Annotated in this window: 20 protein-coding genes and 1 pseudogene; 8 read left to right on the top strand and 13 right to left on the bottom strand. The window is 61.2% G+C overall.

Annotation, left to right across the window (positions count from 1 at the left end; all coding sequences use genetic code 11):
- Positions 1 to 125: 125 nt before the first annotated feature.
- Both frmR and L0U84_RS11720 read left to right on the top strand, forming a co-directional pair.
- Positions 126 to 398, top strand: coding sequence for a formaldehyde-responsive transcriptional repressor FrmR (gene frmR, locus L0U84_RS11715; protein ID WP_233850017.1), 273 nt, complete (start codon positions 126 to 128; stop codon positions 396 to 398).
- Between the two features lie 54 nt (positions 399 to 452).
- The gene (locus tag L0U84_RS11720; protein ID WP_233850018.1) at positions 453 to 1,562 is read left to right on the top strand and encodes an S-(hydroxymethyl)glutathione dehydrogenase/class III alcohol dehydrogenase; all 1,110 of its coding nucleotides are present in this window, start codon (positions 453 to 455) and stop codon (positions 1,560 to 1,562) included.
- A 196-nt stretch (positions 1,563 to 1,758) separates the two neighbouring features.
- Here L0U84_RS11720 and L0U84_RS11725 read toward each other — a convergent pair whose 3' ends face one another.
- From L0U84_RS11725 to L0U84_RS11750, 6 genes and pseudogenes are all read right to left on the bottom strand, one after another.
- A complete protein-coding gene (locus L0U84_RS11725) occupies positions 1,759 to 2,208 on the bottom strand; it encodes a dihydroneopterin aldolase (RefSeq protein ID WP_233850019.1) in 450 nt (149 codons plus the stop codon).
- Entirely contained in the window at positions 2,205 to 2,840 is a 636-nt protein-coding gene (locus tag L0U84_RS11730; RefSeq protein ID WP_233850021.1) for a sarcosine oxidase subunit gamma, read from the bottom strand. Before L0U84_RS11730 ends, L0U84_RS11725 begins: the two co-directional genes overlap by 4 nt.
- Positions 2,830 to 5,829 (bottom strand): sarcosine oxidase subunit alpha family protein, encoded by a 3,000-nt coding sequence (locus L0U84_RS11735; protein ID WP_233850023.1) that lies wholly within the window; start codon positions 5,827 to 5,829, stop codon positions 2,830 to 2,832. The genes L0U84_RS11730 and L0U84_RS11735 overlap by 11 nt, the downstream gene beginning before the upstream one ends.
- Positions 5,826 to 6,122 (bottom strand): sarcosine oxidase subunit delta, encoded by a 297-nt coding sequence (locus L0U84_RS11740; protein ID WP_233850025.1) that lies wholly within the window; start codon positions 6,120 to 6,122, stop codon positions 5,826 to 5,828. Before L0U84_RS11740 ends, L0U84_RS11735 begins: the two co-directional genes overlap by 4 nt.
- A 78-nt stretch (positions 6,123 to 6,200) precedes the next feature.
- Positions 6,201 to 7,445: a sarcosine oxidase subunit beta family protein gene (locus L0U84_RS11745; protein ID WP_233850027.1), complete on the bottom strand. Its 1,245-nt coding sequence runs from the start codon at positions 7,443 to 7,445 to the stop codon at positions 6,201 to 6,203.
- 16 nt (positions 7,446 to 7,461) lie between these two features.
- Positions 7,462 to 8,848: pseudogene (locus L0U84_RS11750) on the bottom strand (L-serine ammonia-lyase).
- Between the two features lie 551 nt (positions 8,849 to 9,399).
- Between L0U84_RS11750 and glyA the strand changes: the two are divergent.
- The 4 genes from glyA (at position 9,400) to L0U84_RS11770 (ending at position 14,302) form a co-directional block, all read left to right on the top strand.
- Positions 9,400 to 10,647: a serine hydroxymethyltransferase gene (gene glyA / locus L0U84_RS11755; protein ID WP_233850029.1), complete on the top strand. Its 1,248-nt coding sequence runs from the start codon at positions 9,400 to 9,402 to the stop codon at positions 10,645 to 10,647.
- Positions 10,648 to 11,209: 562 nt separating this feature from the next.
- A complete protein-coding gene (locus L0U84_RS11760) occupies positions 11,210 to 12,199 on the top strand; it encodes a LysR substrate-binding domain-containing protein (RefSeq protein ID WP_233850031.1) in 990 nt (329 codons plus the stop codon).
- A gap of 100 nt (positions 12,200 to 12,299) precedes the next feature.
- Positions 12,300 to 13,358: a proline racemase family protein gene (locus L0U84_RS11765; protein ID WP_233850033.1), complete on the top strand. Its 1,059-nt coding sequence runs from the start codon at positions 12,300 to 12,302 to the stop codon at positions 13,356 to 13,358.
- An 11-nt stretch (positions 13,359 to 13,369) separates the two neighbouring features.
- Complete coding sequence (locus L0U84_RS11770) at positions 13,370 to 14,302, top strand: ornithine cyclodeaminase family protein (protein WP_233850035.1); 933 nt, start codon at positions 13,370 to 13,372, stop codon at positions 14,300 to 14,302.
- A 290-nt stretch (positions 14,303 to 14,592) separates the two neighbouring features.
- On the opposite strand, the gene L0U84_RS44010 is transcribed toward L0U84_RS11770, so the two are convergent.
- From L0U84_RS44010 to L0U84_RS11800, 5 genes are all read right to left on the bottom strand, one after another.
- Complete coding sequence (locus L0U84_RS44010; RefSeq protein WP_326491173.1) at positions 14,593 to 14,799, bottom strand: maltose acetyltransferase domain-containing protein; 207 nt, start codon at positions 14,797 to 14,799, stop codon at positions 14,593 to 14,595.
- Positions 14,800 to 14,836: 37 nt separating this feature from the next.
- The gene (locus L0U84_RS11785; protein ID WP_233850036.1) at positions 14,837 to 15,181 is read right to left on the bottom strand and encodes a cupin domain-containing protein; all 345 of its coding nucleotides are present in this window, start codon (positions 15,179 to 15,181) and stop codon (positions 14,837 to 14,839) included.
- Positions 15,182 to 15,488: 307 nt separating this feature from the next.
- Positions 15,489 to 16,163, bottom strand: a complete 675-nt coding sequence (locus L0U84_RS11790) for an HAD family hydrolase (RefSeq protein ID WP_233852005.1) — start codon at positions 16,161 to 16,163, stop codon at positions 15,489 to 15,491.
- A 146-nt stretch (positions 16,164 to 16,309) separates the two neighbouring features.
- Entirely contained in the window at positions 16,310 to 17,449 is a 1,140-nt protein-coding gene (locus tag L0U84_RS11795; protein WP_233850039.1) for a hybrid-cluster NAD(P)-dependent oxidoreductase, read from the bottom strand.
- A 7-nt stretch (positions 17,450 to 17,456) separates the two neighbouring features.
- The gene (locus tag L0U84_RS11800) at positions 17,457 to 18,719 is read right to left on the bottom strand and encodes an aromatic ring-hydroxylating oxygenase subunit alpha (protein WP_233850041.1); all 1,263 of its coding nucleotides are present in this window, start codon (positions 18,717 to 18,719) and stop codon (positions 17,457 to 17,459) included.
- Positions 18,720 to 18,944: 225 nt separating this feature from the next.
- Here L0U84_RS11800 and L0U84_RS11805 point away from each other — a divergent pair, with 225 nt between their 5' ends.
- Both L0U84_RS11805 and L0U84_RS11810 read left to right on the top strand, forming a co-directional pair.
- On the top strand, positions 18,945 to 19,874 hold the full coding sequence (locus L0U84_RS11805) for a LysR substrate-binding domain-containing protein (protein ID WP_233850043.1): 930 nt from the start codon (positions 18,945 to 18,947) through the stop codon (positions 19,872 to 19,874).
- 144 nt (positions 19,875 to 20,018) lie between these two features.
- Positions 20,019 to 21,251: a M24 family metallopeptidase gene (locus tag L0U84_RS11810; RefSeq protein ID WP_233850045.1), complete on the top strand. Its 1,233-nt coding sequence runs from the start codon at positions 20,019 to 20,021 to the stop codon at positions 21,249 to 21,251.
- A 76-nt stretch (positions 21,252 to 21,327) separates the two neighbouring features.
- On the opposite strand, the gene L0U84_RS11815 is transcribed toward L0U84_RS11810, so the two are convergent.
- Positions 21,328 to 22,293 carry an Ldh family oxidoreductase gene (locus L0U84_RS11815; protein ID WP_233850047.1) on the bottom strand — a complete coding sequence of 322 codons (966 nt, stop codon included), beginning with the start codon at positions 22,291 to 22,293 and terminating at the stop codon, positions 21,328 to 21,330.
- Between the two features lie 13 nt (positions 22,294 to 22,306).
- A complete protein-coding gene (locus L0U84_RS11820) occupies positions 22,307 to 23,359 on the bottom strand; it encodes a proline racemase family protein (RefSeq protein ID WP_233850049.1) in 1,053 nt (350 codons plus the stop codon).
- Positions 23,360 to 23,440: the final 81 nt, after the last annotated feature.

Here is a 23,440-nt window from a genome sequence, read left to right on the forward strand (position 1 = left end):
CCGCATGCACTGCTGAAGCAGCCCCGATATTCACCTGGCGTCTCCCCGCAAAATCGACGCGAACATATACTCCCAGGCAGTATCCGTCTATACTAGCCCCCAGTATCCACGAATTCGACGCTGTCATGCCGCATTCCCCCGAAGAAAAGAAGCGCGTGCTGACGCGAATGCGCAAGGTACGCGGTCAACTGGACGCGCTCGAGCGCGCGCTGGAGGAAGGCGCCGACTGCGCTCCGGTCCTGCAGCAACTGGCGGCTATCCGCGGCGCAATCAACGGCGTGATGGCCGGTGTGCTCGAAAGCCATCTGCGCGAAGAGTTCACCCACCTTGCGGGATCTGCGGAATCCCCCGGATCAATCGATGATGTCGTGAACCTCGTTCGAACCTATTTACGTTAGCTCACTGCAGGAATTCCCATACCCAGTGGGCCGGACCTTTTTTACAGGACTACTATGAAATCGCGTGCCGCAGTTGCATTTGCACCGGGTAAACCCCTCGAGATCGTCGAAATCGACGTCGAACCGCCCCGCAAGGGCGAGGTACTGGTGAAGATCACGCATACCGGCGTTTGTCATACCGATGCCTTCACGCTTTCGGGTGACGACCCCGAAGGCCTGTTCCCCGTCGTGCTCGGCCACGAGGGCGCGGGGATCGTCGTCGAGGTGGGCGAAGGAGTGACTAGCGTGAAGCCCGGCGATCACGTGATTCCGCTCTACACCGCGGAATGCGGCGAGTGTCTGTTCTGCAAGAGCGGCAAGACCAATCTGTGCGTGTCGGTGCGCGCCACCCAAGGCAAGGGCGTGATGCCCGACGGCACGAGCCGCTTCAGCTACAACGGCCAGCCCCTCTATCACTACATGGGCTGCTCCACCTTCAGCGAGTACACAGTGGTGGCCGAAGTGTCGCTCGCCAGGATCAACCCGCAAGCCAATCCCGAGCAGGTGTGCCTACTGGGCTGCGGCGTAACCACGGGTCTCGGTGCGGTGAAGAACACCGCCAAGGTGCAGGAAGGCGATACTGTCGCTGTGTTCGGGCTGGGCGGCATTGGCCTTGCGGTGATTCAGGGCGCGAAGCTCGCCAAGGCGAGTCGCATCATCGCGATCGACACCAATCCTGGCAAGTTCGATCTGGCACGCGCCTTCGGCGCAACCGACTGCGTCAACCCCAAGGATCACGAAAAGCCGATTCAGCAGGTGATCGTCGACATGACCGGCTGGGGCGTGGATCACAGCTTCGAATGCATCGGCAACGTCAACGTGATGCGCGCGGCGCTCGAATGCGCGCACCGCGGCTGGGGTCAATCGGTCGTCATCGGCGTGGCCGGTGCGGGGCAGGAAATCTCCACCCGCCCGTTCCAGCTCGTGACCGGCCGCCGCTGGCTCGGCACGGCTTTCGGCGGCGTGAAGGGCCGCTCGCAGCTGCCGGGCATGGTCGAAGACGCGATGGAGGGCAAGATCCAGCTCGCGCCGTTCGTGACCCACACGAAGCCGCTTTCGGGCATCAACGAAGCCTTCGACCTGATGCACGAAGGCAAATCGATCCGGACCGTCGTTCACTACTGACACGCAAGGAAGAAGCTCGAGTTCGACACCGCTCGCCTACCACAATCGCGTATCGGTGTTGACCAGATGATCGAACGGTCTCCTGTAGGCGCCCACAATTTCCTGTCTGCCGCCTCGACTCAGGATATTTGTCACCCGACAGTGGTTGTTGCCTCATGCAATTTGCTACCCGTCAGAATGCTGGCGGGAGCGAAACTCAGCGTTCAGAGACGCTGCACCATTGCAGATAGTCAGTCCGCGTCCATTCGAGCGTGACGCCTACGCGCCGCGTCCCTGGCCGGATTTTCGGCTTATGTACGCTGAGCGTTAGCGTTTCAAGGGCAGGCCATCGCCGAAAAGAGAGTTCCGCAATATCCGCCACCAGTGTTTCAAGCAGGCGCGTATGCGGTTTGTGCGCGAGGAAGTCGGCGATGCACGTGCAATACCCATCGTAGTCGATCCATCCGCCCGCTTCGCTCGGCGCACTTCCATAGCCGAGTCGCGCGTCGATCACGATTGCCTGTGGTGCACCGTGTTCGTGCGGATGAATGCCGACCCTTGCCGGCACAGCTAGCGCTTCGATAAATACGCTCCAGCCACGCCCTCGTTGGGGCAGCCCAGCGGCTGTCGCGAGCGACAGGCCAAACGGTTCTTCGACAGGTTTCATGATGTCAGCGGCTCGGCCGCGTCAACCATGATGCGGCAGAAATAGTCAGCGAAACTGCGGCGCACGACGATCTCAAACGCGTCATCCGCTGTTGGAATCAGCACGATCGACGCCTTGAAATAATGGCTCTGTGCGCATTGACCCACCTTGAATACACGCGGATGCAGATCCAGCGGGCAGCCACGCGAAAGTACCTCACGCGCGTGTTCACCGCTGATATTGACGACGGTATAGCCACTACCCACATCTACCGCTGCCGCGTATGTTCCATTCAGGGCATCGGCAAGCTTCGCCTCGAGCACACCGTCCAGTACGGGCTCATTTGAACGAACGAGCCATTCGTCGGGGCCGAGCCATAGGACCTGGTATTCAGCGCTACGCGAGACGGTGTTCGGCGCGGATGGGGGACGGCAGCCAACCACACGCTCGAACGCGCTGACGAATGCAGGGTCACCTGGTTCGCCGCGCACGTTGACGAGATCGAGAAAGGCCGACTCACGCATCACAAATTTTTCCGGCGCGCGCGTCTGCTGCTCCTTAAGCAAACTTGCCACGCCGACAAATGGCGACTCAAGTCGCACTACGCCCGCACGCTCTGCCTCGAGCGTCAAATCTCTCGTGTCATTCCACATGCTGACGCACCCCTTCAGTGTCGTAGAAAACCGGGCTCGCGATCTTCGCGGCGATCTGTTTTCCGCTCGAAAGCGGGATCGTCACGCTCTGGCCCATCCTGTCCAAACCGCCCTTGACCACCGCGAGCGCGATCGAGCGCTTCAGGATCGGGCTGTAATAGCTCGACGTCACGTGTCCGAGCATCGGCGCGGTCGCGCCCTGGAACGGACCCGCGACGATCTGGCTGCCTTCCGGAATCACGAACTGCGGATCGTCCGACAGCAGGCCGACGAACTGCTTGCGGCCCTCCTTCACGGTATCGAGGCGTGACAGCGAACGGCGTCCGAGAAAGTCTTTCGACTTCGCGACGAGGCCGCCCATGCCGAGATCGTGCGGCGTGATCGACCCGTCCGTGTCCTGACCGACGATGATGTAGCCCTTCTCCGCTCGCAGCACGTGCATCGTTTCCGTGCCGTATGGCGTGATGTCGAACTCGGCGCCGGCGGCCATCAGCGCCTCCCACACGGCGCGGCCCATGTTCGCGGGCACGTTCACTTCGTACGCAAGCTCGCCTGAGAAGCTGATCCGCATGACGCGCGCCTTCACGCCCGCCACCGTGCCGTTGCGATATGACATGAACGGGAACGCCTCGTTGGCAAAGTCGATGTCACTGCACACTTTCTGCAGGACCTTGCGGCTCTTCGGACCGACGACGGCGAATGTCGCCCAGTGATCGGTGACGGACGCAAGGCGCACCTTCATATCGGGCCATTCCGTCTGCAGCCAGCGCTCCATCCACGTCAGCACGCGCGCGGCGCCGCCCGTCGTGGTCGTCATCATGAAGTGCTGTTCGCCGAGGCGTACGGTCACACCGTCATCGAACACCATGCCGTTCTCGTCGAGCATCAGACCATAGCGGCATTTGCCGACTTCGAGCTTGGTCCACGGATTCGTATATATCCAGTTCAGCAGCTTCGCGGCGTCCGGCCCCTGGATGTCGATCTTGCCGAGCGTCGACGCGTCCAGCATGCCGACGCTGTTGCGCACCGCGAGACATTCACGCCTGACGGCCGCATGCAGGTCCTCGCCCTTCTTCGGGAAGTACCACGGACGCTTCCAGTTGCCGACGTCCTCGAACATCGCGCCGTTCTCGACGTGCCACTCATGCACGGCCGTCTTGCGGATGGGGTCGAGCAGATCGCCGAGTTCACGGCCCGCGATCGTGCCAAAGGTGACCGGTGTGTAGTTCGGGCGGAACGTGGTCGTGCCCGTTTCGGGAATCGTCTTGCCGAGTGCATCGGCGAGGATCGCCATACCGTTGATGTTGCCGAGCTTGCCCTGATCGGTACCGAAACCCATCGCCGTATAACGCTTCACGTGCTCGACGGATTCGAAGCCTTCGCGTGCGGCAAGCAGAATGTCTGCCGCCGACACGTCGTTCTGGAAGTCGACGAACTGCTTCGGACCGCGCGCCGCTTGCGCACGGTCGCCGACGAGCCACAGCGGCTGGATCGGCGACTCGGTCACTTCCGCAACGCGCGGGATTGGCGAGCCCTTCACCGCATAGCCGATAGACTTGACGGCTTCAACGCTTGCATCGACTGCCTGACGCATGCCGCGCGCAAGGCTGAACTCTCCCGCCGCAGCGCCGACGCTCGTTTCCGACTGCATGCCTTTACCCGGCACGAAGCACGCGATCGTATCGTTCCACTGCGCCTTGCCGCCCGACTGCGCGAACAGATGCAGGACGGGGCTGAAGCCACCCGACATCGCGACGAGATCGCACGGAATCTCAGCTTGCTTCACGCCCGCCTTGCCGTTCGCGTAGGCGACCACCTCCACCGACGTTACCCGAAGCTTGCCGTGTGCCGTCATCACGGCCGCGTTGTTGATGATCTTCACCCCACCGCGACGCGCCGCTGCCTGCAATGCGCCACTGCCCTGTGCGCGCGGGTCGATGACCACGACGCTTGCGCCGCTCGCCTTCATGTCCAGCGCGCATTGATATCCCGCGTCGTTGTTGGTGAACACGACGGCGTTGCGCCCCGGCATCACGCCGAAGCGATGGATATACGTCGATACGGCGGAGGCCAGCATCACGCCCGGCAGATCGTTGTTGCCGAACACAATGGGACGCTCCTGTGCGCCGGTCGCGAGGATCACGCGCTTCGCCCGGATCTTCCACAGCAGTTCGCGCGTGCCCTTGCGCATCGACACGGGCAGGTGTTCGGTCAGACGCTGCGCCACCGTGACGAGGTTGTGGTCCTGGTAACCGAAAGCAGTGCTGTGCGACAGGATCTTCACGTCCGGCATGCGCGACAGTTCCGCTTCGATCTTCTCGACCCATTGCATGGCCGGGCGTCCGTCGATCTCCGTCATGCACGACAACAGGCTTCCGCCGAGTTCGCGCTGATCGTCAACGAGAATCACGCGCGCACCGCTCGAGCCGGCCGCATACGCCGCAGCCAGCCCTGTAGGACCGCCGCCGACGACCAGCAGGTCGCAATGCGCGAAGCACTTGTCGTAGCGATCGGCGTCGCTCACCTCAGGCGACTTGCCGAGACCCGCCGCTTCGCGAATCTTCTCTTCGTACTTCGGCCACCACTTGCGCGGCCACATGAACGTCTTGTAGTAGAAGCCCGCGGGTAAAAAGCGCGAGAACTTCTGGTTGACCGCCATGCGGTCATGCTCGATGTCCGGCTCGGCGTTCACGCTCGTTGCGACGAGCCCCTGATACAGCTCGATTTCCGTCGCGCGTGCATTCGGCACCGTATACGCGCCGCGCTCCAGTTGCACGACGGCATTCGGTTCCGCAACGTCGGCCGTGACGATGCCACGCGGACGGTGATACTTGAAGCTGCGCGCGACGAAGTGCACGCCGTTCGCGAGCAAGGCCGACGCCAGCGTGTCGCCCTGAAAGCCCTGATACGTGCGCCCGTTGAACGTGAAGGTCAGCGGAATCGCGCGGTTGATGCGCCCACCGGCGCCGAGGCGGTCTTTCTGGCTCATTTTCTGTTGCCCTTCTTCTGCGGGTTAGCGGGAGACGTCCCGAACGTGTCGTAACCCTTGATGTCGTAGCTGACCGTGTCGCGAGTCGCCATAAACCAGCGGCGGCAGCCCTGCGTATGCAGCCATTGCTCACGGTGCAAGCCGCGCGGGTTCTTGCGCATGAACAGGTAGTCGCCCCATTCCTTGTCGGTGAGCTTGTCGGTGTCGAGCGGGCGCGCAATGTCGGCTTCGCCGCCGCAGTTGAATTCGGATTCGGCGCGTGGCCCGCACCACGGGCATTCGATCAGCAGCATGATTCAATCTCCTCTGTCGACCCGAGTTGGTGCTTTAGCGCCGTACTCGGGTCCCATGCAAAGTCGTTGCGGTAAGCGTTAGTGGGCGACGCCAGCAGCGCCGTGTTCGTCGATCAGATGGCCGCTGTGGAAGCGGTCCAGCGAGAACGGCGCGATCAGCGCGTGCGGTTCGTCCTTCGCGATCGTATGTGCGAACACCCAGCCCGAGCCCGGCGTCGCCTTGAAGCCACCCGTGCCCCAGCCGCAGTTGAAGTAAAGGCCCTTGACATCGGTCTTGCTGATGATCGGGCACGCATCCGGCGACACGTCGACGATGCCGCCCCACTGACGGTTCATCCGCACCCGCGAGAACACCGGGAACATCTCGACGATCGCCTGCAGCGTGCCTTCGATGACGTGGAAGCTGCCGCGCTGGCCAAAGCCCGTGTATTGATCGATGCCGGCGCCGATCACGAGATCGCCCTTGTCGGACTGGCTGATGTACGCGTGGACCGCGTTCGACATGATCACCGAGTTGACCACGGGCTTGATCGGCTCCGACACGAGCGCCTGCAGCGGATGGCTTTCGAGCGGCAGCCGGATGCCCGCCATGTCGGCGAGCGTCGACGTATTGCCGGCCGCGACCACCGCCACCTTCTTCGCCTTGATGAAGCCCTTCACGGTATCGACGCCCGTCACGCGCCCACCGTCGCGGCGAATGCCTGTTACCTGGCAGTTTTGAATGATGTCGACGCCATGCTGGTCCGCGCCGCGCGCGAAGCCCCACGCGACGGCGTCATGCCGCGCGACGCCCGCGCGACGCTGGATCGATGCGCCGAGCACCGGATAGCGGCTGTTCAGGTTGATGGTCGGCTCGATTTCCTTGATCTGTTCGGGCGTGATGAACTCGGCATCGATACCGTTCAACCGGTTCGCGTTCACGCGGCGCTCAGTGTCGCGCACGTCCTGCAGCGAGTGCGCGAGATTCATCACGCCGCGCTGGCTGAACATCACGTTGTAATTGAGGTCCTGCGACAGACCCTCCCACAGCTTCAACGCCTTTTCGTACAGCGCGGCGGATTCGTCCCATAGGTAATTGGAACGCACGATCGTCGTGTTGCGCGCGGTATTGCCGCCACCAATCCAGCCCTTCTCCAGAATCGCGACATTCTTCACGCCGTGTTCCTTCGCGAGGTAGTACGCGGTCGCCAGACCATGCCCGCCTCCACCGACGATCACGACGTCGTATTCCTTCTTCGGTTCCGGGCTCCTCCACTGTCGCTCCCAGTTCTCGTGATACGACAACCCATTGCGGAACAGACTGAATATCGAATAGCGGCTCATGTGACTGGTCCTCCCTTTAGCATTCGATGACGTTCACGGCGAGACCACCGCGCGACGTCTCCTTGTATTTCGTTTTCATGTCGGCGCCCGTTTCACGCATCGTCTTGATGACGTTGTCCAGCGTCACATAGTGTTGGCCATCGCCCTTCAAGGCCATCCGCGACGCGTTCAGCGCCTTGATCGCGCCCATCGCGTTACGCTCGATGCAGGGAATCTGCACGAGCCCGCCGACGGGGTCGCAAGTCATGCCCAGGTTGTGCTCCATGCCGATTTCGGCGGCATTCTCGACCTGCGTCGGCGTGCCGCCCATCACGGCAGCGAGTGCTGCCGCGGCCATCGAACACGCAACACCCACTTCGCCCTGGCAGCCCACTTCGGCGCCGGAGATCGACGCCGTCTCCTTGTAGATGATGCCGATCGCGGCCGCCGTCAGCAGGAAGTCGACGATGCCGTTTTCGTTCGAGCCCGGCACGAACTTCACGTAGTAATGCAGCACGGCGGGAATCACGCCGGCCGCGCCATTGGTCGGCGCGGTCACGACGCGGCCGCCGGCGGCGTTCTCTTCGTTGACGGCCATTGCATACAGGTTGACCCAGTCGAGCATCGACAGCGGATCGCGCAGCGACTCTTCGGAACGCGCTCGCAGTTGCATGGAAAGATCCGCAGCGCGACGCTTCACGCGCATCGGCCCGGGCAGCTCGCCGTGCATCTTGCAGCCACGGTCGACACACGCGGCCATCGTGCGCCAGATCGCCAGCAAACCTTCGCGCACATCTTCCGGCGAGCGTGACGCGCATTCGTTCGCGAACGTCACCTGCGCGACGGAGAGACCGCTTTCGCGGCACACGCGCAGCAAATCGTCGCCGGTACGGAACGGATACGGCACCTCGCCGCCCGCGCCCAAGCCGTTCACGCGATCACCTTCGCGATTCACGACGAAGCCGCCGCCGATCGAGTAGTAATCTTTCTCGATGAGGCACTGGCCGTTCTCATCGAAGGCCTGAAAGCGCATCCCGTTCGGGTGCACGACGCTGCCCGTGCCGCTCATCAGGCGCCGGAAGAACGCGATGTGCTCCTTCTCCTCGAAACTGATCTCCTGCTTGCCGAGCAGCGAGAGACGCTTCTCTTTGCGGATCTGCGCGAGCCGCGGCTCGATCAGGTCGGGGTCGATTGTCGGGCAGATGGCCTTCCAGGCCAAGCAGCACGGCCTTGTCGGTGCCGTGGCCCTTGCCCGTCGCACCGAGCGAACCGTAAAGCTCGACTTTGACGCGGCACACGAACGCGAGCAGATTCGCGTCCTCGATATGCGAAGCGAAGCGGCACGCGGCGATCATCGGGCCGACCGTGTGCGAACTCGATGGGCCGATGCCGATCTTGAACAGGTCGAAAACGCTGACGTTCATGGAAACCTTGCTCAGGGTAAGTGGGCGGATCGCGGTAATCGCGGAGTAACGCCAGTACACCAAACCGTAAAACCGGCCGATAGAATAAAAACGGCGTTGGTGTTGGACGGCGCCGCCACGCGCCCTGCTGTGCTTGCTGAAAATACCTGTACCGATCTTGATCAGAACTGGCGCCATGATGGCGAGCGCCGTGGATGCCCGAGACTCTGTGCTCGCGCGCTGTGATGCGCAGGGAAAACATCCGTAGGGCGAAGAGGTGATCGCCGCGCCGCGCATGCCGTTTTGCGAGCGCGCGTCCTAGCGGTATGTCGCAAACGTTCTAGTCGGTGACGCCGTGTCTACTTTCAAATGGAGCCGAGCGATCACCCAGCGTCTGCCCGCCGTCAGGCTGGCGGACAGTCGGGTTGGAGCCACCAATTGAGGTGGTGCCCATCGCCCGGCTCCAACGTGCTCACATGCCGACGGCTTCCATTGTTCGTGTGTTATTTGGCCTGCCCTCGGCGCGACTCGTGTCCACTAAAGCATCTTTTCACTTTCAATCGGAAACTTTCATGTTCAGTCGCGCAATCAGTACCGTCGAATACGTCGATCCGGAACTCTGGAATGCAATCCAGGACGAAAACCGCCGTCAGGAAGAGCACATCGAACTGATCGCGTCGGAAAACTACACGAGCCCGGCCGTGATGGCCGCGCAGGGCTCGCAACTCACGAACAAGTACGCCGAGGGTTACCCGGGCAAGCGCTATTACGGCGGCTGCGAACACGTCGACGTCGTCGAGCAGTTGGCGATCGACCGCGTGAAGCAGCTGTTCGGCGCCGAAGCGGCGAACGTGCAGCCGAACTCGGGCTCGCAGGCCAACCAGGGCGTGTTCTTCGCGATGCTCAAGCCGGGCGACACGATCATGGGCATGAGCCTCGCGCACGGCGGTCACCTCACGCACGGCTCGCCGGTCAACATGTCGGGCAAGTGGTTCAACGTGGTCAGCTACGGTCTGAACGAAGCCGAAGACATCGACTACGACGCTGCTGAAAAGCTCGCGCAGGAACACAAGCCGAAGCTGATCGTGGCGGGCGCATCCGCGTTCGCGCTGCGCATCGATTTCGAGCGATTGTCGAAGATCGCGAAGTCAGTCGGCGCGTACCTGATGGTCGACATGGCGCACTACGCTGGCCTGATCGCAGCCGGTGTGTACCCGAACCCGGTACCGCACGCCGATTTCGTCACCACGACTACCCACAAGAGCCTGCGCGGTCCGCGCGGCGGCGTGATCCTGATGAAGGCCGAGTACGAGAAGCAGATCAACTCGGCGATTTTCCCGGGTATCCAGGGGGGACCGCTGATGCACGTGATCGCTGGCAAGGCTGTCGCGTTCAAGGAAGCGCTGTCGCCCGAGTTCAAGGAATACCAGCAGCGCGTGATCGACAACGCGCGTGTGCTGGCCGAGACACTCGTCAAGCGCGGTCTGCGCATCGTGTCGGGCCGCACGGAAAGCCACGTGATGCTGGTCGACCTGCGCGCGAAGAAGATTACCGGCAAGGCTGCGGAAGCGGCACTCGGCGCGGCGCACATCACCGTCAACAAGAACGCGATCCCGAACGATCCGGAAAAGCCGTTCGTGACGAGCGGCATCCGCCTGGGGTCGCCGGCAATGACGACACGGGGCTTCGGTACGAAGGAAGCCGAAGTGGTCGGCAACCTCATCGCTGAGGTACTCGAGAGTCCGGAAGACGCGGCAACGATCGAGCGCGTACGCGCGCAAGTCGCCGAGCTGACCCGGCGCTTCCCGGTCTATCGCTAACACTCGACGAGCCTGGAATGGGGGCTGTCCGCTGGCGTGGACGCCCCCGTCTGAATAGGGCAACACGCCAGCGTCGATCCCGTAACTGGCTCGAGTTGCCAAACTTGGGAGTCACGCTGCCGTCGGCCGTGCCCCATGGCAACCTCGCAGGGCATGATCCCGATTGGATGGTTCCGGACTTAAGAAAGAGCAATTCGCCAATCGATTTGTTTTTATTTACTTGCAAACCTAATTGCTGCCTTCGGCGAACTCCTCTTCCCCCTCTTCCGTTTGAGAATGAGTCGTCGAACTGGTGAAATCTGCCAGAAGGAGACCTTCATTTGATGCGTCGCCATGACATTTAGCAGCCTGCTCCACTCCACAAGCGGCCACTAGATCGCCATGAGCCGGCGTCGTGTCATCGACCAAAGCAGTCTTCCTGGGCCTCTGCGCGCAGGGTTAGCATGGACCTAACTTAGGCGTTGCTACTTGAACACGGTCCGCTGGAATATGAAAATAGCGCCGTTGTTTCATGGAATCTCGGGCAAGTCCTTGTTTCGGGCTCTTTCCCGATCCCCTTAGGTTGGTCGACATCGTCATGGCGCCTCAATTCGAAATCAGCGAAACCCTGGTCGGCGCGCTTTCGCTGCGGGCCATCAAGTCATTCCTCGCCGCCGCAAAGTTCAGCAGTTTTACAGGGGCCGCCAACGCTCTGAGCGTGACCCCGGCAGCCGTAAGCAAGCAGGTGCGGGAACTGGAGGACTACCTCGGGACGCCGCTGTTTGTCCGCTCGGGCAGAACGGTCGCACTGACGGCCGATGGCGAGATGTTCAAGGATGCCGCCCAGCTTTCGCTGATTAATATTCATCAGGCCGCCGAACGCCTGCGCAAGAGAATTCCGGCCCGGCAAACCCTGATCGTGTGTTGTTCGCCCGCGTTTTCGGCGCTGTGGCTCCATAGGCTGCTGCCCGAATTCCTTCAAGACGCGCCGGATATCGAGCTCACCGTGCTGGCCACGCAAAATTTCATTTCGATGGAAGCAGGTGTGCAGCCGGACGTGTACATCGCGAAGCTGGCCAGCTTGCGCGACGGATACGACAGCGAGCACCTGTTCGACGACGAGGTCTATCCGGTTTGCACTCCGCAATATCTGCAGCGCCATGGCCCGATCGCGGCACCCGAGGGATTGCTCGACATGTCGCTGCTGGATCTCAGCGCTTACGGTCGCTCGCAGATTTCCGAGCATATCGACTGGAAAGTCTGGCTGGCGCTTCATGATGTGGATACCAGCTGGCGCGCCGACATCCCGCGGCAGCTATTCACCAGCAATGATTATCCGGCCATCGTGCAGCTGGCGCTGGCGCATCAAGGGGTGGCCTTGGGCTGGCATCATCTTGTCGGGCACCTGGTTGACAGCGGCGAGCTGGTGCGTCCGCTGCCGCACAAGACCGTCATGAGGAATCGTGGCCATTACCTCTCCGTGCGAAAAGACAAGTCGGACGCCAGCGTGTGCAAACGATTCTGCCAGTGGATCAGGCAGCAGCTCGCCGTGCAATCTTCAACCAAAAGTTGAAGGAATGCCGGAGGAAATGTCGCTTAAGTTTGCGGCGAAACCAGCATAAATTTCTCTTCATGCCGCACAGGGGTGGCGATACGTAAGAGGAAATCAGCTCATGGGTTTCAAGAGAAGCATCCATGCCGTGGAGACCCATTCGGGTATTCCCATGCGCGTCGTGACCGGCGGCATCCCGCATATTCCCGGCGACACCGTCCATGCCAAGATGAAATGGCTGGAAGCCAATGACGACGGATTGCGCAAGCTGCTGCTGCGCGAGCCGCGCGGCTATCCAGCCCACTGTTGCAACATCGTCGTGCCGCCCTGTCACCCGGAGGCGGACGCCGGCTACATCATCCTGGAGCAGGTCGAGTACCCGATGATGTCTGGCGGCAACACCATCTCCGTGGCCACCGTGCTGCTGGAAATGGGCATGCTGCCGATGCAGGAGCCGGTGACCGAGCTGACGCTGGAAGCACCGGCCGGGCTGATCCGCATCACCGCCGAGTGCAAGGACGGCAAGGTCAAGAGCGTAAGGTTCAGGAACGTACCGGCATTTGCCGCGCATCTCGATGCCATCATCGACGTGCCGCATTTGGGCAAGGTGCGCGTGGATGTCGGCTGGGGCGGCATGTTCTACGCCATTGCCGACGTGCGCCAGTTTCCGGGGCTTGAACTCAAGCCCGAACATGGCAAGGAGATCGCGCGGATCTCGGCCATGATCCGGCATGCCGCCATCGAGCAGTTGCCGGTCGCGCATCCCGACTATCCGGGCGTCGGCATCACGATTTCCCAGCTCTCGGGCCCCACCGACGACCCGCGGGCCGACTGGAAGAACGCGGTCACGATGCCCACCGGGCCGCTCTCGTGGGACGATCCGGCCACCTGGACCGGCGCGATCGATCGTTGCCCCTGCGGCACCGGCACCTGCGCCAAGATGGCCGTGCTGCACGCCAAGGGCGAACTGCCATTGCACCAGGACTTCCGGCACCAGGGCATCCTCGGCACTGTCTTCACCGGCCGCCTGGAGGAGACGACCCGCATTGGCGAGCAAGCGGCCGTGGTGCCGACGCTGGCCGGCACCAGCTGGATCCAAGGCATCCACACCATCGTGCTGGATCACGACGACCCCTTTCCCGAGGGCTACACCCTTGCGGACATCTGGCCGAAACAGTAGGAACGGCACGCATGCAGATCATTTCCGCGCAGCAGATCCAGTCGGTGCTCGACTGGTCCGGCGTTCTCGACGCGTTGCACCGCGGGCACGCCGGGGCCCGGCCGAGCGGCGGCAGCTACTTCATCGGAGATGCGAGCTTCGGCCTGTTCAGCCGGGGCGTGATCCTGCCGGGCCGGGGTGCCGGGGTCAAGATCGCGTCGATCCACCCGGCCAATGGCGCGGCCGTCCCGCCGCTGCCGTCGGAGCAGGCGGCGTTTCTGGTCCTGGACGAGCGCACCAAGGGGCTCGTCGCGATGCTGGACGGCCCCGAAATCACGCGATGGAAAACCGCGGCCGATTCCGCGCTGGCGGCCCGCATGCTGAGCAGCGAGCACAGTGAGGTGTTGCTGGTGCTGGGCGCGGGTCCGGTTGCAAGGTCACTGACGGACGCTTACCTGCACATCCGGCCTTCCATCCGCGAAGTGTTGCTGTGGAATCGCACGCCGTCGAGGCTCGAAGCCGCGCGCTCGGCGCTCGACGCAAGAAACATCCGGGTCAGCATTGTCGAGGACCTCGATGCCGCGGTCGCCCGCGCAGACATCATCACAGCCGCCACCAGCGCATCCATGCCCGTGATCCGGGGCGAGTGCGTGCGTCCCGGTACCCATGTCGATCTGGTGGGCGGATACCGACCCGACATGCAGGAGGCCGATTGCGATGTGTTCCGCGGCGCGCGGATCTTCGTGGACGACTGCCAGAATGCGCTCCAGTCGGGGGACATTCAAATCCCGCTGCAAGCGGGCGTGATGCGGGGGAGCGATATCGAAGGCGATCTGTTCGATCTGTGCCGGATGCCGGCGTTCCATCGTTCGGCCGGAGACCGGACGGTTTACAAGAATGCCGGCGGTGCGCAACTGGATCTGATCGTCAGCCAGTATGTTGTCGAGCAATTGAAACCACGCTAACCGGCAGGCCCGGCGCCAGATGGCGTGGAAGACCGGTTCAGCCGATTTGCCAACGTTTTCGATTGTGACATCGACGACCGTTGCACCTTGGAAGCCGCCATTGGCGCGCGCTCGTGACGGTGACCATTCAGCGCGGCAGCATTGCATGCTCGTTCTGTCAGTTGCCGGACTGCCCGTCGCGAGGAAGGTCCGCCGTCAGGATGGGCATGCCGGTTTTCATATCGCCGAGTTCGACGGAAATCACGTCGCCAATGATGCAGTTGAAATTGAGGAATACGCCGGCGTCCAGACTAATGTTGAAGCCGTAGACGCAATGGAAGGGAGGGACGACGGGCCATCGAGTCCGGCGCGATTGCGGCGAGGTGCTTTTGAAGGAGTCGATATCGCTGTTCGAGCGGTATGTGCGCCGCTTTGAAGCGCGCCGTCCGCGCCCGGGCTGCAGCCCGATGCGCCTGAATCTCGGGTGCGCTGACCGGGTACAGAGCTCCGGCCAGCATCTTCTCTTTTGGTTCAATTCATCCCGAACGCCAGGACTCAGGCAAAGACGAAGTACTTGCGCACCGTCTCCACCACTTCCCAGGTACCCTTCATGCCGGGTTCAATCACGAACACGTCGCCGGCCTTCAGGTGCACGGCCGGCTCGCCTTCCGGAGTGATGATGCAGTAGCCGTCGAGAAAATGGCAGAACTCCCATTTCTCGTAGTTCACCTCGAACTTGCCCGGGGTGCAGATCCAGGTACCCATGATCTTGCTGCCGTCCCTGGAAAGGTAAGCGTTGAGGTTCACGGTGTGCGGGTCGCCGCCGATGCGCTTCCACTTTGTGGCATCAACGACAGGAGTCGGGCAGGTTTCGCGCAAAACGGTGATGAAGTCGGACATTTCAGCTCCAAACGATCTAATAGAAACCGGGGCTTGCCCAGCTAACGAAATTGTTCAACAGTTAACCAGAGCCAGGAATCCGCTGATAGAACAAAAACGGCATCGCCATGGACACCTTGGCCGAAAGGACCGGCGTTGCGAGCGTGTCTCAGGCCTCTGAGACTCCTGGTGAAAGGCTCGTCTCGAAGTGAAAGCAGCGTTTGAATGCCGCAGCGATACAGGCACCTGAACGCTCAGGGCTGGACTTGGTCTGCGAGTCTATTCGTCGTACCTCACACCGTCGAATGACGGCTTGAGGCCGTTTCCCTCATGCCGGCAGAACTTCTATGCCGAACCATGTTGACGCGCACTCGATCGCCTGATCAAGGCTCTGAAGCATCGTCAAGCTAACCCCGATTACTTCAGCCGACGGTCGCTTCAGGTCTGGCACCGTCACGACTCGTATCCCTGCACGATGTGCGGAAAGCACACCGTTCTCACTATCTTCGAACGCCAGGCAATCGCTCGGCGATTTCCGGAGACGAGAAGCCGCAAGCTCATACACGGCCGGATCGGGCTTACCACGGGCGACTTCATCCCCTCCGGCAATCGCATCAAAGAAATCGAGCACGTCGACCCGTGCAAGCCGGGATCGAATCTCTTGTCCGCTTGATGACGACGCGACGGCGCATGGGATCCCAGCCTTGACCAATGCAGTCAGTAGGGCATGTACTCCCGGCTTCAGCGGAAACAACGGTGGAGTCGCCGGAGAGTGCAGCCGCTGCCGAACTCGTGTAAGTGCTTCCTGAAAGAGCGGCTCCTCTCCGAACATCTTCGCTAGCATTGCGTGGCATTCGGGCAGCGATCTCCCGATGATCTGGGCATAGTCGACAGGGAGAATATGAACGCCAAGTTCGTGCCCGACGGCGATCCATGTGTTCATGATCGTTCGCTCCGAATCGATCAGTAACCCGTCCATGTCGAAGATTGCGGCGGAGAACATATAAAAAGTATCCTCGGTGCTTGAGGTGGTGCATGCCACTATAACCGCATGGTGGAACGCTTCGTGGTCATCGTCAGTAAAACAGAGCCGAAAATCCCGTGATAGAAGAAAATCGGCATCGACGTAGAACGTTCCATCTCGTTCCGCTACAGATCCAGAACCAGATCGGAGGTCGGTTTGCTGCAGCACATCAATCGAAGTCCTTTATCGATCTCACGCGGACGGATGCCGCCCTTGTGCTTCATCTCGACGGTGCCTTCGAGCAATTTCGTCTTGCATGTCCCACAAATTCCCTGGCTACACGACGACGGCAACGGCACCCCTGCTTTGCGCGCGGCGGCGAGCACGGTCTCGGATGGCTGCATCGCAAAGGTTTTTCCGGAGCGCGCGAGACGCACAGTAAAGGGCCGTTGCTCACTTGCTTGAGGCTCCGGCGAGGCTTCGACTACCTCGACCGTCTCCGCGAAGTTGAAACTCTCTTGGTGATACCTGGCTGGATCATGCTCTGCGTCGAGCAACAGCTTTCTGACGGCATGCATGTAACCCGCAGGGCCGCACGTGAACACCTCTCGCTCCCGACAGTCAGGCACGCGCGCTTTCAACAAATCCAGACTCAGACGTCCGATTGGACCTTGCCAGTCGTCATGACTTCCTTGCGCTTCGCAGATGTGCATCACCCGAAAGGCGCTTGAGATCCGCTCGAGCGCGGCAAGTTCTTCGGCAAAGATGATGTCCTCGGGTGTTCTCGCACTGTGCACGAACACGACATCGCAGTTCTGCCCGAGGTCGAACGCCGCGCGCGTCATGGCCATCAACGGGGTTACGCCGGAACCCGCTGATAGATAGAGCGCCTTGCGCGACGGTCCGGCCGACGGCGTGAAAATGCCCGCGGGGCCGAAAGCGGTCAACGTTTTGCCTGCCGCCATGTTCGTGTGCAGCCAGTTGGACATCACGCCGCCCGGCGTCCGCTTGACTGTGATCGACAACGTGTAAGGGCGAGTCGGCGGCGACGATATCGTGTAGCAGCGGCTTATCGCCTGGCCTTCGATTTCCGCGCTGACCGTGATGAACTGCCCCGGCTCGAAGGAAAACGGTTGCCCTGCCTCACTCGCAAACACGAACGTACGAACGTCGTGGGTTTCGTCCAGTACCCGGCAGCAAACGAGTGTCCGTTGTTCATGACTCGGCCACTGCGCATCCGTGCGTTCCCATGTAGAAGACAGATTGAAACGATCCGGCAATTCGGCGTTCTGTTGAAGAACGCAGGGTTCGACGACGCCTTCCATATCGCGCTCACACACCATGTTCTTTCAGACGCGCGTCGTACCAGCGCGAGAATTGGTCCAGCGGAATTTCGGTGAACTTTGAGAACGGCCCTGGGCGATAGGCGGGATCCTGAGTGCCGCTGTGCGTATTCGCGACCAGCTCGGCATCCTGAGTGGTAGTGGCAACCCAGACTTCGGTCAGCTTCTTCAGATCGTAATCGACACCTTCAACCGCATCTTCATGCACGAGCCAGACGGTGCGCACGAGCGTCTTGTCCGGCGCAAGCGGCAGGACATAGGCGATCACCGCATGGTCGCTCATCACGTGGGTCCACGAATGATGGCCCCACATGTGCACGTCGCCGAGATCGCGTCGCGTCAGGTCGCCAAACAGCTTCGTGCAGGCCACTTTCGTGTCCATCGTCTGTGACTCGTTGGCGCCGGCAATCACCAGACGCTGCGTACGAAAATTCGTGTCGACGCTTTCATCAAGCGACTCGAAGCGTTCGCAGATCCACCCGTCCTGCTCCCATGCAGCCTGGTTCGCCGAATTTCGCTTGACGTACTCATCGTACGTTGTCAGTGCTTCCTCGCCCTGACCGTCCGGACAAAAACCGAAGTCTTCTGGGAGGAACGAATTCGTCAGTTCGGGGTGTGTTGCCGCGCAGTGGTAGCACTCGCGGTTGTTCTCCATCACGAGCTTCCAGTTGCCGTTCTCGATGATCTCCATCTCATGCGCGATCTTTGTGCGCGTCAGATCGTAAGGCGCAAAGCGCGGCGTCATCACCGTTTCGAGCTTCGAGAAATCCTCAGGCGGCTGATCGGAAAGACAGACGAAAATGTGTGCGCCCACCGTCTTCAGGTGAACGGGAATCAGGCTATGGCAAGCGGGATCGAAATCATTGCCCATGTGCGACGTGTGGCGCAAGCTGCCATCGAGATCGTACGTCCATTGGTGATACGGACAGACCAGCATGCCGACCGTCGCCTTGCCCGGCTGCTTCATGATGCGCGAGCCACGATGACGGCACACGTTGCGATACGCGCGAATGTTCTCATCATCGTCGCGCACGACGATGATCGACGCTTTGCCGATATCGACAGTATGAACATCGCCCGGCTCCGGCACATCGGCCGTGACGCCGACGAGAATCCAGAGCTTGTGAAAGAACACTTCGACATCGGTTTCGAATACGTCCTGGCGGTCAAACAGTTCACCCGGCATGCCGTGACCGGCCTGACGGCTGTCGAGCAGTTCGCGATGGGTTTTGATGGGGATGACGGTCGACATGAGTGCCTCTTGATTGGTGTGCGCCGCAACGCGATGTGCAGCATGAGTCGAGTATTGAATCGCCAATTTGCACCGTCAATGCGCTTTATTTACCGTCGGACATTCCTTTAAGTCATGCGAGAATGTCTCCATGATCAAGCGGACTGGCGGGCCAGTCGATTCGGAAAGTGCGCCGCAGCCCGGTGCGCGTGGCTGTCGCAGCAACATCAAAATCAGAGACAACGGATGAAGACATCCAGAGCAACGAAGGGTTACCGCAGAATCGTCCCGTCGCTGACTGCGCTGGTCGAATTCGAGGCGGTGGCTCGCCTTGCCAGCTTCACGCTTGCCGCCGCCGAACTCGGCGTGACGCAATCGGCAGTCAGCCGTCAGATCCGCTTCCTGGAGGAAACCCTGGAAGTCCGGCTCTTTCGTCGCGGACATCGCAGCATCGAGCTGACCGTAGAGGGCGAAGCGCTGTACCTGGTGGTGGCCGAATCCATGCAGAAGATCGCGGGCGTATTCGACCGTCTCTCGACCACGGGGGTTGAACAACGCGAACTGGTGCTCGCCTCCACTGCCGCGTTCTCGCAATTCCGCCTGCTCCCTCGCCTCGCCAATCTGAAGAAACTCGTCCCCCCGCTACAGTTGCGTCTGACCACGCAGATGTTTACGGCCGACTTGCGCCACGTCGAGGTCGACGTCGCCGTTCGCTACGGCAACGGTCAGTGGTCGGATGGAACGTCGACCTTGCTGTTCGACGTGGAGATCTTTCCGGTCTGCTCGCCGCGGTTTCTGGAAGAAAACAGCGTGCCGAAGTCACTCGAACAGCTTGCGGCCATGGCGCTCGTCGAATCCGATTCGACGACGGAAGGCTGGATGGACTGGACGGAATGGTTCAATGCGCTCGGTTATCGCCCGTCGCGTCTGAACAAGGTGCTGCGGTGCAGCCTGTACACCGATGCGATTCAGGCCGCACGCTACGGGCAAGGCATCGCGCTCGGCTGGAGCCGGCTCGTCGACGATCTGCTGATGAGCGGCGAACTCGTGCGGCTCGACGTCGCCACCTTCACGCCCGCTGACTGTTACTTCGTAGTCGTGCCGCATGGACGCACGATCTCGCCCGTCATCACGCAACTGATCGAGTGGCTGCGCGGCGATCCGGCGGTGCGCTAGCCCGGCCACTCGCGCGACGTCTTCTGCGCGCAAATGCTGCGGCACTCGGATAACTCAAACTCATGCGAGCTGGAAAATAAAGGCCGTTGACCGGCTTTATCGGCGTTCTGATACTGCCTGACGATCATGTCAGGGAGAACGTCCATGTCGGGGATTTCCACGCTTCACGCCGCAGTACCAGAGATAGCCGATAGCGCGGTCGGCTTGCCAGCAGGATTGCTCGATCGCGTCCGTCACTACCGGTTGGAGCGCGTACGTCGCCAACTCCGCGCGAGTCGCGTACCGGCGATCGTGCTGTACGACCCCGTCAACATCCGGTATGCGACCGATACATCGAACATGCAGATCTGGACCGGCCGCAATCCGACGCGCTATGTGATGGTGTTTGCGGATGGCCCGGTGATCGGCTTCGAGTTTCATAACTGCGAGCATGTGTGGGACAACGTGCCCGTCAAAGCCGAAATCCGCAGTGCGGTGTGCTGGAACTACTTCAATGCCGGGCCTGAAGCCGCATCGAACGCGCGGCGATGGTCACGCGAAATTGCGGATCTGCTGCATCAGCACGCGCCGTCGGAGCGGCGCATCGCCGTCGACCGGCTCGATCCCGAAGGTCTGGATGCATTGCGCGAAGCAGGCATCAATGTGGTGGATGGCCAGGCGATCATGGAAGTGGCGCGAACCATCAAGTCCGAAGATGAACTCGTCGTCATGCAGGCCGCGATCGACGTGTGCGAGCTAGGCATTCAGCGCATGCACGACGTGTTGCAGCCAGGCCTGACCGAACAGGAATTGTGGGCACACCTGCACTTCGAAAACATCAGGCTAGGCGGCGAATGGATCGAGACGCGGCTGCTGGCATCGGGAAACCGCACCAATCCATGGATGCAGGAATGCAGTCCGAAGGTCATGAGCAAGGGCGAACTCGTCGCGTTCGACACCGACCTTGTGGGGCCATACGGTTACTGCGCCGACATCTCGCGCACGTGGACAGTCGGTCAAGTGCGCCCAACCGATTACCAGCGCCGCCTGTATGCCGCAGCGTACGAGCAACTGCACACGAACATGGCGCTCATCAAGCCCGGCATGACGTTCAATGAATTCGCCGAACGAAGCTGGACCATGCCGGACAAGTTCTTCAAGAACCGCTATAGCTGCCTTGCGCATGGCATCGGCATGGTCGACGAGTATCCGTCGATCTCGTACCGCGAGGACCGCGGCTACGACGGCATGTTCGAGGCAGGCATGACGCTGTGCATTGAAAGCTACATCGGCGACGAGGACGGCAACGAAGGCGTGAAGCTCGAACAGCAGGTCCATCTGACGACAAATGGTTGCATGCCGCTTTCGACATTCCGCTTCGAGACCGACTGGCTCTGAGCGCGGCTGAAGCAGGCGCGGTGTTCGTTAGACACTGCGCCTGCTTCGAATTGCACTATTGAAGCCTAAGATGTGTTTAGCGCAGATATGCCCGCACGCGATCCATCACTTCCGTAGGCACATCCACTTCGTGCACCTTGATATGGCTGCCAGGAATGCGCACGCCTGCTTGCGCGAGGCGCGATATCTGCGCGGAGAGACGGTCCGCGAATCCATCCGCCAGCGGGTCCGGTCTGAACACGACGAGAAACAGACCGACGCTGGGACTCGCGTCGCCTTCAGCGTAGTGTGGCGCATCCATCGACCAGTTGCCGCCCGTCATGCCCGCCGCCAGTATCTCCATGATCATCGCGAGATTGGCACCGCGCGCGCCGCCAAACGCAAGCAGTAATCCTTTGACGGCTTGCTTCGCGTCCGTTGTGGGCGCTCCGTTCGCGTCGACGGCCCAACCTTCTGGAATGGATTCGCCGTTCTCCGCCGCCTGACGAACGTTGACGAACGCGGTCGCACTCGACGCCTGATCGATCACGAACGGCCGCCCTTGCGCCAGTGGCGCAGCGAACGAAAGCGGATTCGTGCCGTAGACGGCCTGACCGGATTCCAGCGTGGTCATCTGCGCGGTGGCATTGCAGGTCGCCAACGCCACCAGCCCGTGTTCGGCGCAGCGTCGCGTGTAATAGCCGAGTTCTCCGACTGTAAAGCTGTTGGCGATGGACAGCACCGCAACGCCGTATTGCGTCGCACGCTTCATCAATTCGTCAACCGTGCGGTCGAAGGCAAGTTGCGCGATGCCCTGCCTTGCGTCCACTCGCATCACCGCGGGTATGCCAGAATGGACGGCCGGTTCCGCATCCTTCGCAATGCGGCCTTTGACCAATCCATCCAGATAGTCCGGCAGATGCGCGAAACCAACCGCCTTGCTGCCTGCGAGTTCCGCGGAGATGGTCGCGTCCGCCAACGAGCGCGCGATTGCGTCGCTGGCGCCTGCCGCCTTGATCGCGTCATACGCCAGGCGTCTTGCGTCTTCAGGTTCATATCGCATCGTCGTGTCCCGTTCAGGCCCAGATGTCACCCAACGTGAAGCCATTGGGAAAAGGATCGTCGGGATCGAGCACATACGTGTTGTAACCGTAAATCCACGAGCGACCGGAAATGGTCGGCACGACGGCCTGAATCTCGCCGATACCTGTTTGCTCCACGAGGCGCCCGGTATAGACCGTCCCCAGAATGCCTTCATGACGGAACGGCTGATTGATATCGAGCTCGCCCTTCGCATGAAGCGTCGCCATCTTGGCCGACGTGCCCGTTCCGCACGGGCAGCGATCGATTGCGCCGGTCCATGTGGCCGGATTATCGAAGTCGATTGCGCCGCTCGCCACAGTGACGGCATTCTTCCAGTCGGCGTTGGGATTATTCGTCGGCCCCGAGAGTTGCGCGATCGTAATGCCATAGCCCGGATAGTGCGGGTGCGCGACGGGCAGTTGTTCCTGCGCCGCCTTGAGAATGAGCGCCGACACACGCGTGATCTCGCGCCCATGCTCCGGTATCAGTTCGAGTCCCTTGAACTGACGCACGTCGGCGATCACGTAGAACATGCCGCCCCAACCGACATCGACGGTGATCTTGCCCAGATGCGGCACGTCGATCTGCTTTCCGATGTGCGCGGCGAACGCCGGAACGTTCTTCAACGTCACCTGCGTCACTTTGCCGTTCGCGCATTCGGCGCGAATGCCGATCAGGCCAGCTGGCGCTTCGAGCTGAAATTCCGTGACCGGCTCCTGCATCGGAATCATGCCGGTTTCCAGCAGCACCGTCGCAACGGAAATGGTGTTGCCGCCGCTCATCACCGGATACTCGACCTGCTCCATGATGATGTAGCCCGCAGCGGCATCCGGGTGTTTGGCGGGAACAATCAGGTTGCAGCACAAAGGTGGATAGCCGCGCGGCTCACGCAGCATCAGCATGCGGATCTGATCGTCATTCTTTTCGAGCCACTTCATCTGCTCGTAGACGGTGTTGCCGGGGATATGCGGCACGCCCCCGGTGATCACCCGCATCGGTTCGCCAGAGTGGGTTTCAACCGCGTGAAAAGTCCGTTTGAAAGTCATGGTTTTCTCGTCACTTAAAACATGTCAATGCACGCCGCAAGACATGATCGCCAGTTGCAATCGAAGCGCGGGGACGTCCAG

Origin of the sequence: Paraburkholderia sp. HD33-4 (assembly GCF_021390635.1) — a bacterium.
In the GTDB taxonomy this organism is placed as follows: Bacteria; Pseudomonadota; Gammaproteobacteria; order Burkholderiales; family Burkholderiaceae; genus Paraburkholderia.

Coding starts and splice junctions, on each gene's coding strand:
- L0U84_RS11815 (WP_233850047.1), bottom strand. CDS start 22,293: ATGCGATATGAACCTGAAGACGCAAGACGCCTGGCGTATGACGCGATC.
- L0U84_RS11740 (WP_233850025.1), bottom strand. CDS start 6,122: ATGCTGCTGATCGAATGCCCGTGGTGCGGGCCACGCGCCGAATCCGAA.
- L0U84_RS11800 (WP_233850041.1), bottom strand. CDS start 18,719: ATGTCGACCGTCATCCCCATCAAAACCCATCGCGAACTGCTCGACAGC.
- glyA (WP_233850029.1), top strand. CDS start 9,400: ATGTTCAGTCGCGCAATCAGTACCGTCGAATACGTCGATCCGGAACTC.
- L0U84_RS11790 (WP_233852005.1), bottom strand. CDS start 16,163: ATGTTCTCCGCCGCAATCTTCGACATGGACGGGTTACTGATCGATTCG.
- L0U84_RS11730 (WP_233850021.1), bottom strand. CDS start 2,840: ATGTGGAATGACACGAGAGATTTGACGCTCGAGGCAGAGCGTGCGGGC.
- L0U84_RS11720 (WP_233850018.1), top strand. CDS start 453: ATGAAATCGCGTGCCGCAGTTGCATTTGCACCGGGTAAACCCCTCGAG.
- frmR (WP_233850017.1), top strand. CDS start 126: ATGCCGCATTCCCCCGAAGAAAAGAAGCGCGTGCTGACGCGAATGCGC.
- L0U84_RS11805 (WP_233850043.1), top strand. CDS start 18,945: ATGAAGACATCCAGAGCAACGAAGGGTTACCGCAGAATCGTCCCGTCG.
- L0U84_RS11795 (WP_233850039.1), bottom strand. CDS start 17,449: ATGGAAGGCGTCGTCGAACCCTGCGTTCTTCAACAGAACGCCGAATTG.
- L0U84_RS11735 (WP_233850023.1), bottom strand. CDS start 5,829: ATGAGCCAGAAAGACCGCCTCGGCGCCGGTGGGCGCATCAACCGCGCG.
- L0U84_RS11765 (WP_233850033.1), top strand. CDS start 12,300: ATGGGTTTCAAGAGAAGCATCCATGCCGTGGAGACCCATTCGGGTATT.
- L0U84_RS11810 (WP_233850045.1), top strand. CDS start 20,019: ATGTCGGGGATTTCCACGCTTCACGCCGCAGTACCAGAGATAGCCGAT.
- L0U84_RS44010 (WP_326491173.1), bottom strand. CDS start 14,799: ATGCTGGCCGGAGCTCTGTACCCGGTCAGCGCACCCGAGATTCAGGCG.
- L0U84_RS11725 (WP_233850019.1), bottom strand. CDS start 2,208: ATGAAACCTGTCGAAGAACCGTTTGGCCTGTCGCTCGCGACAGCCGCT.
- L0U84_RS11820 (WP_233850049.1), bottom strand. CDS start 23,359: ATGACTTTCAAACGGACTTTTCACGCGGTTGAAACCCACTCTGGCGAA.
- L0U84_RS11745 (WP_233850027.1), bottom strand. CDS start 7,445: ATGAGCCGCTATTCGATATTCAGTCTGTTCCGCAATGGGTTGTCGTAT.
- L0U84_RS11785 (WP_233850036.1), bottom strand. CDS start 15,181: ATGTCCGACTTCATCACCGTTTTGCGCGAAACCTGCCCGACTCCTGTC.
- L0U84_RS11770 (WP_233850035.1), top strand. CDS start 13,370: ATGCAGATCATTTCCGCGCAGCAGATCCAGTCGGTGCTCGACTGGTCC.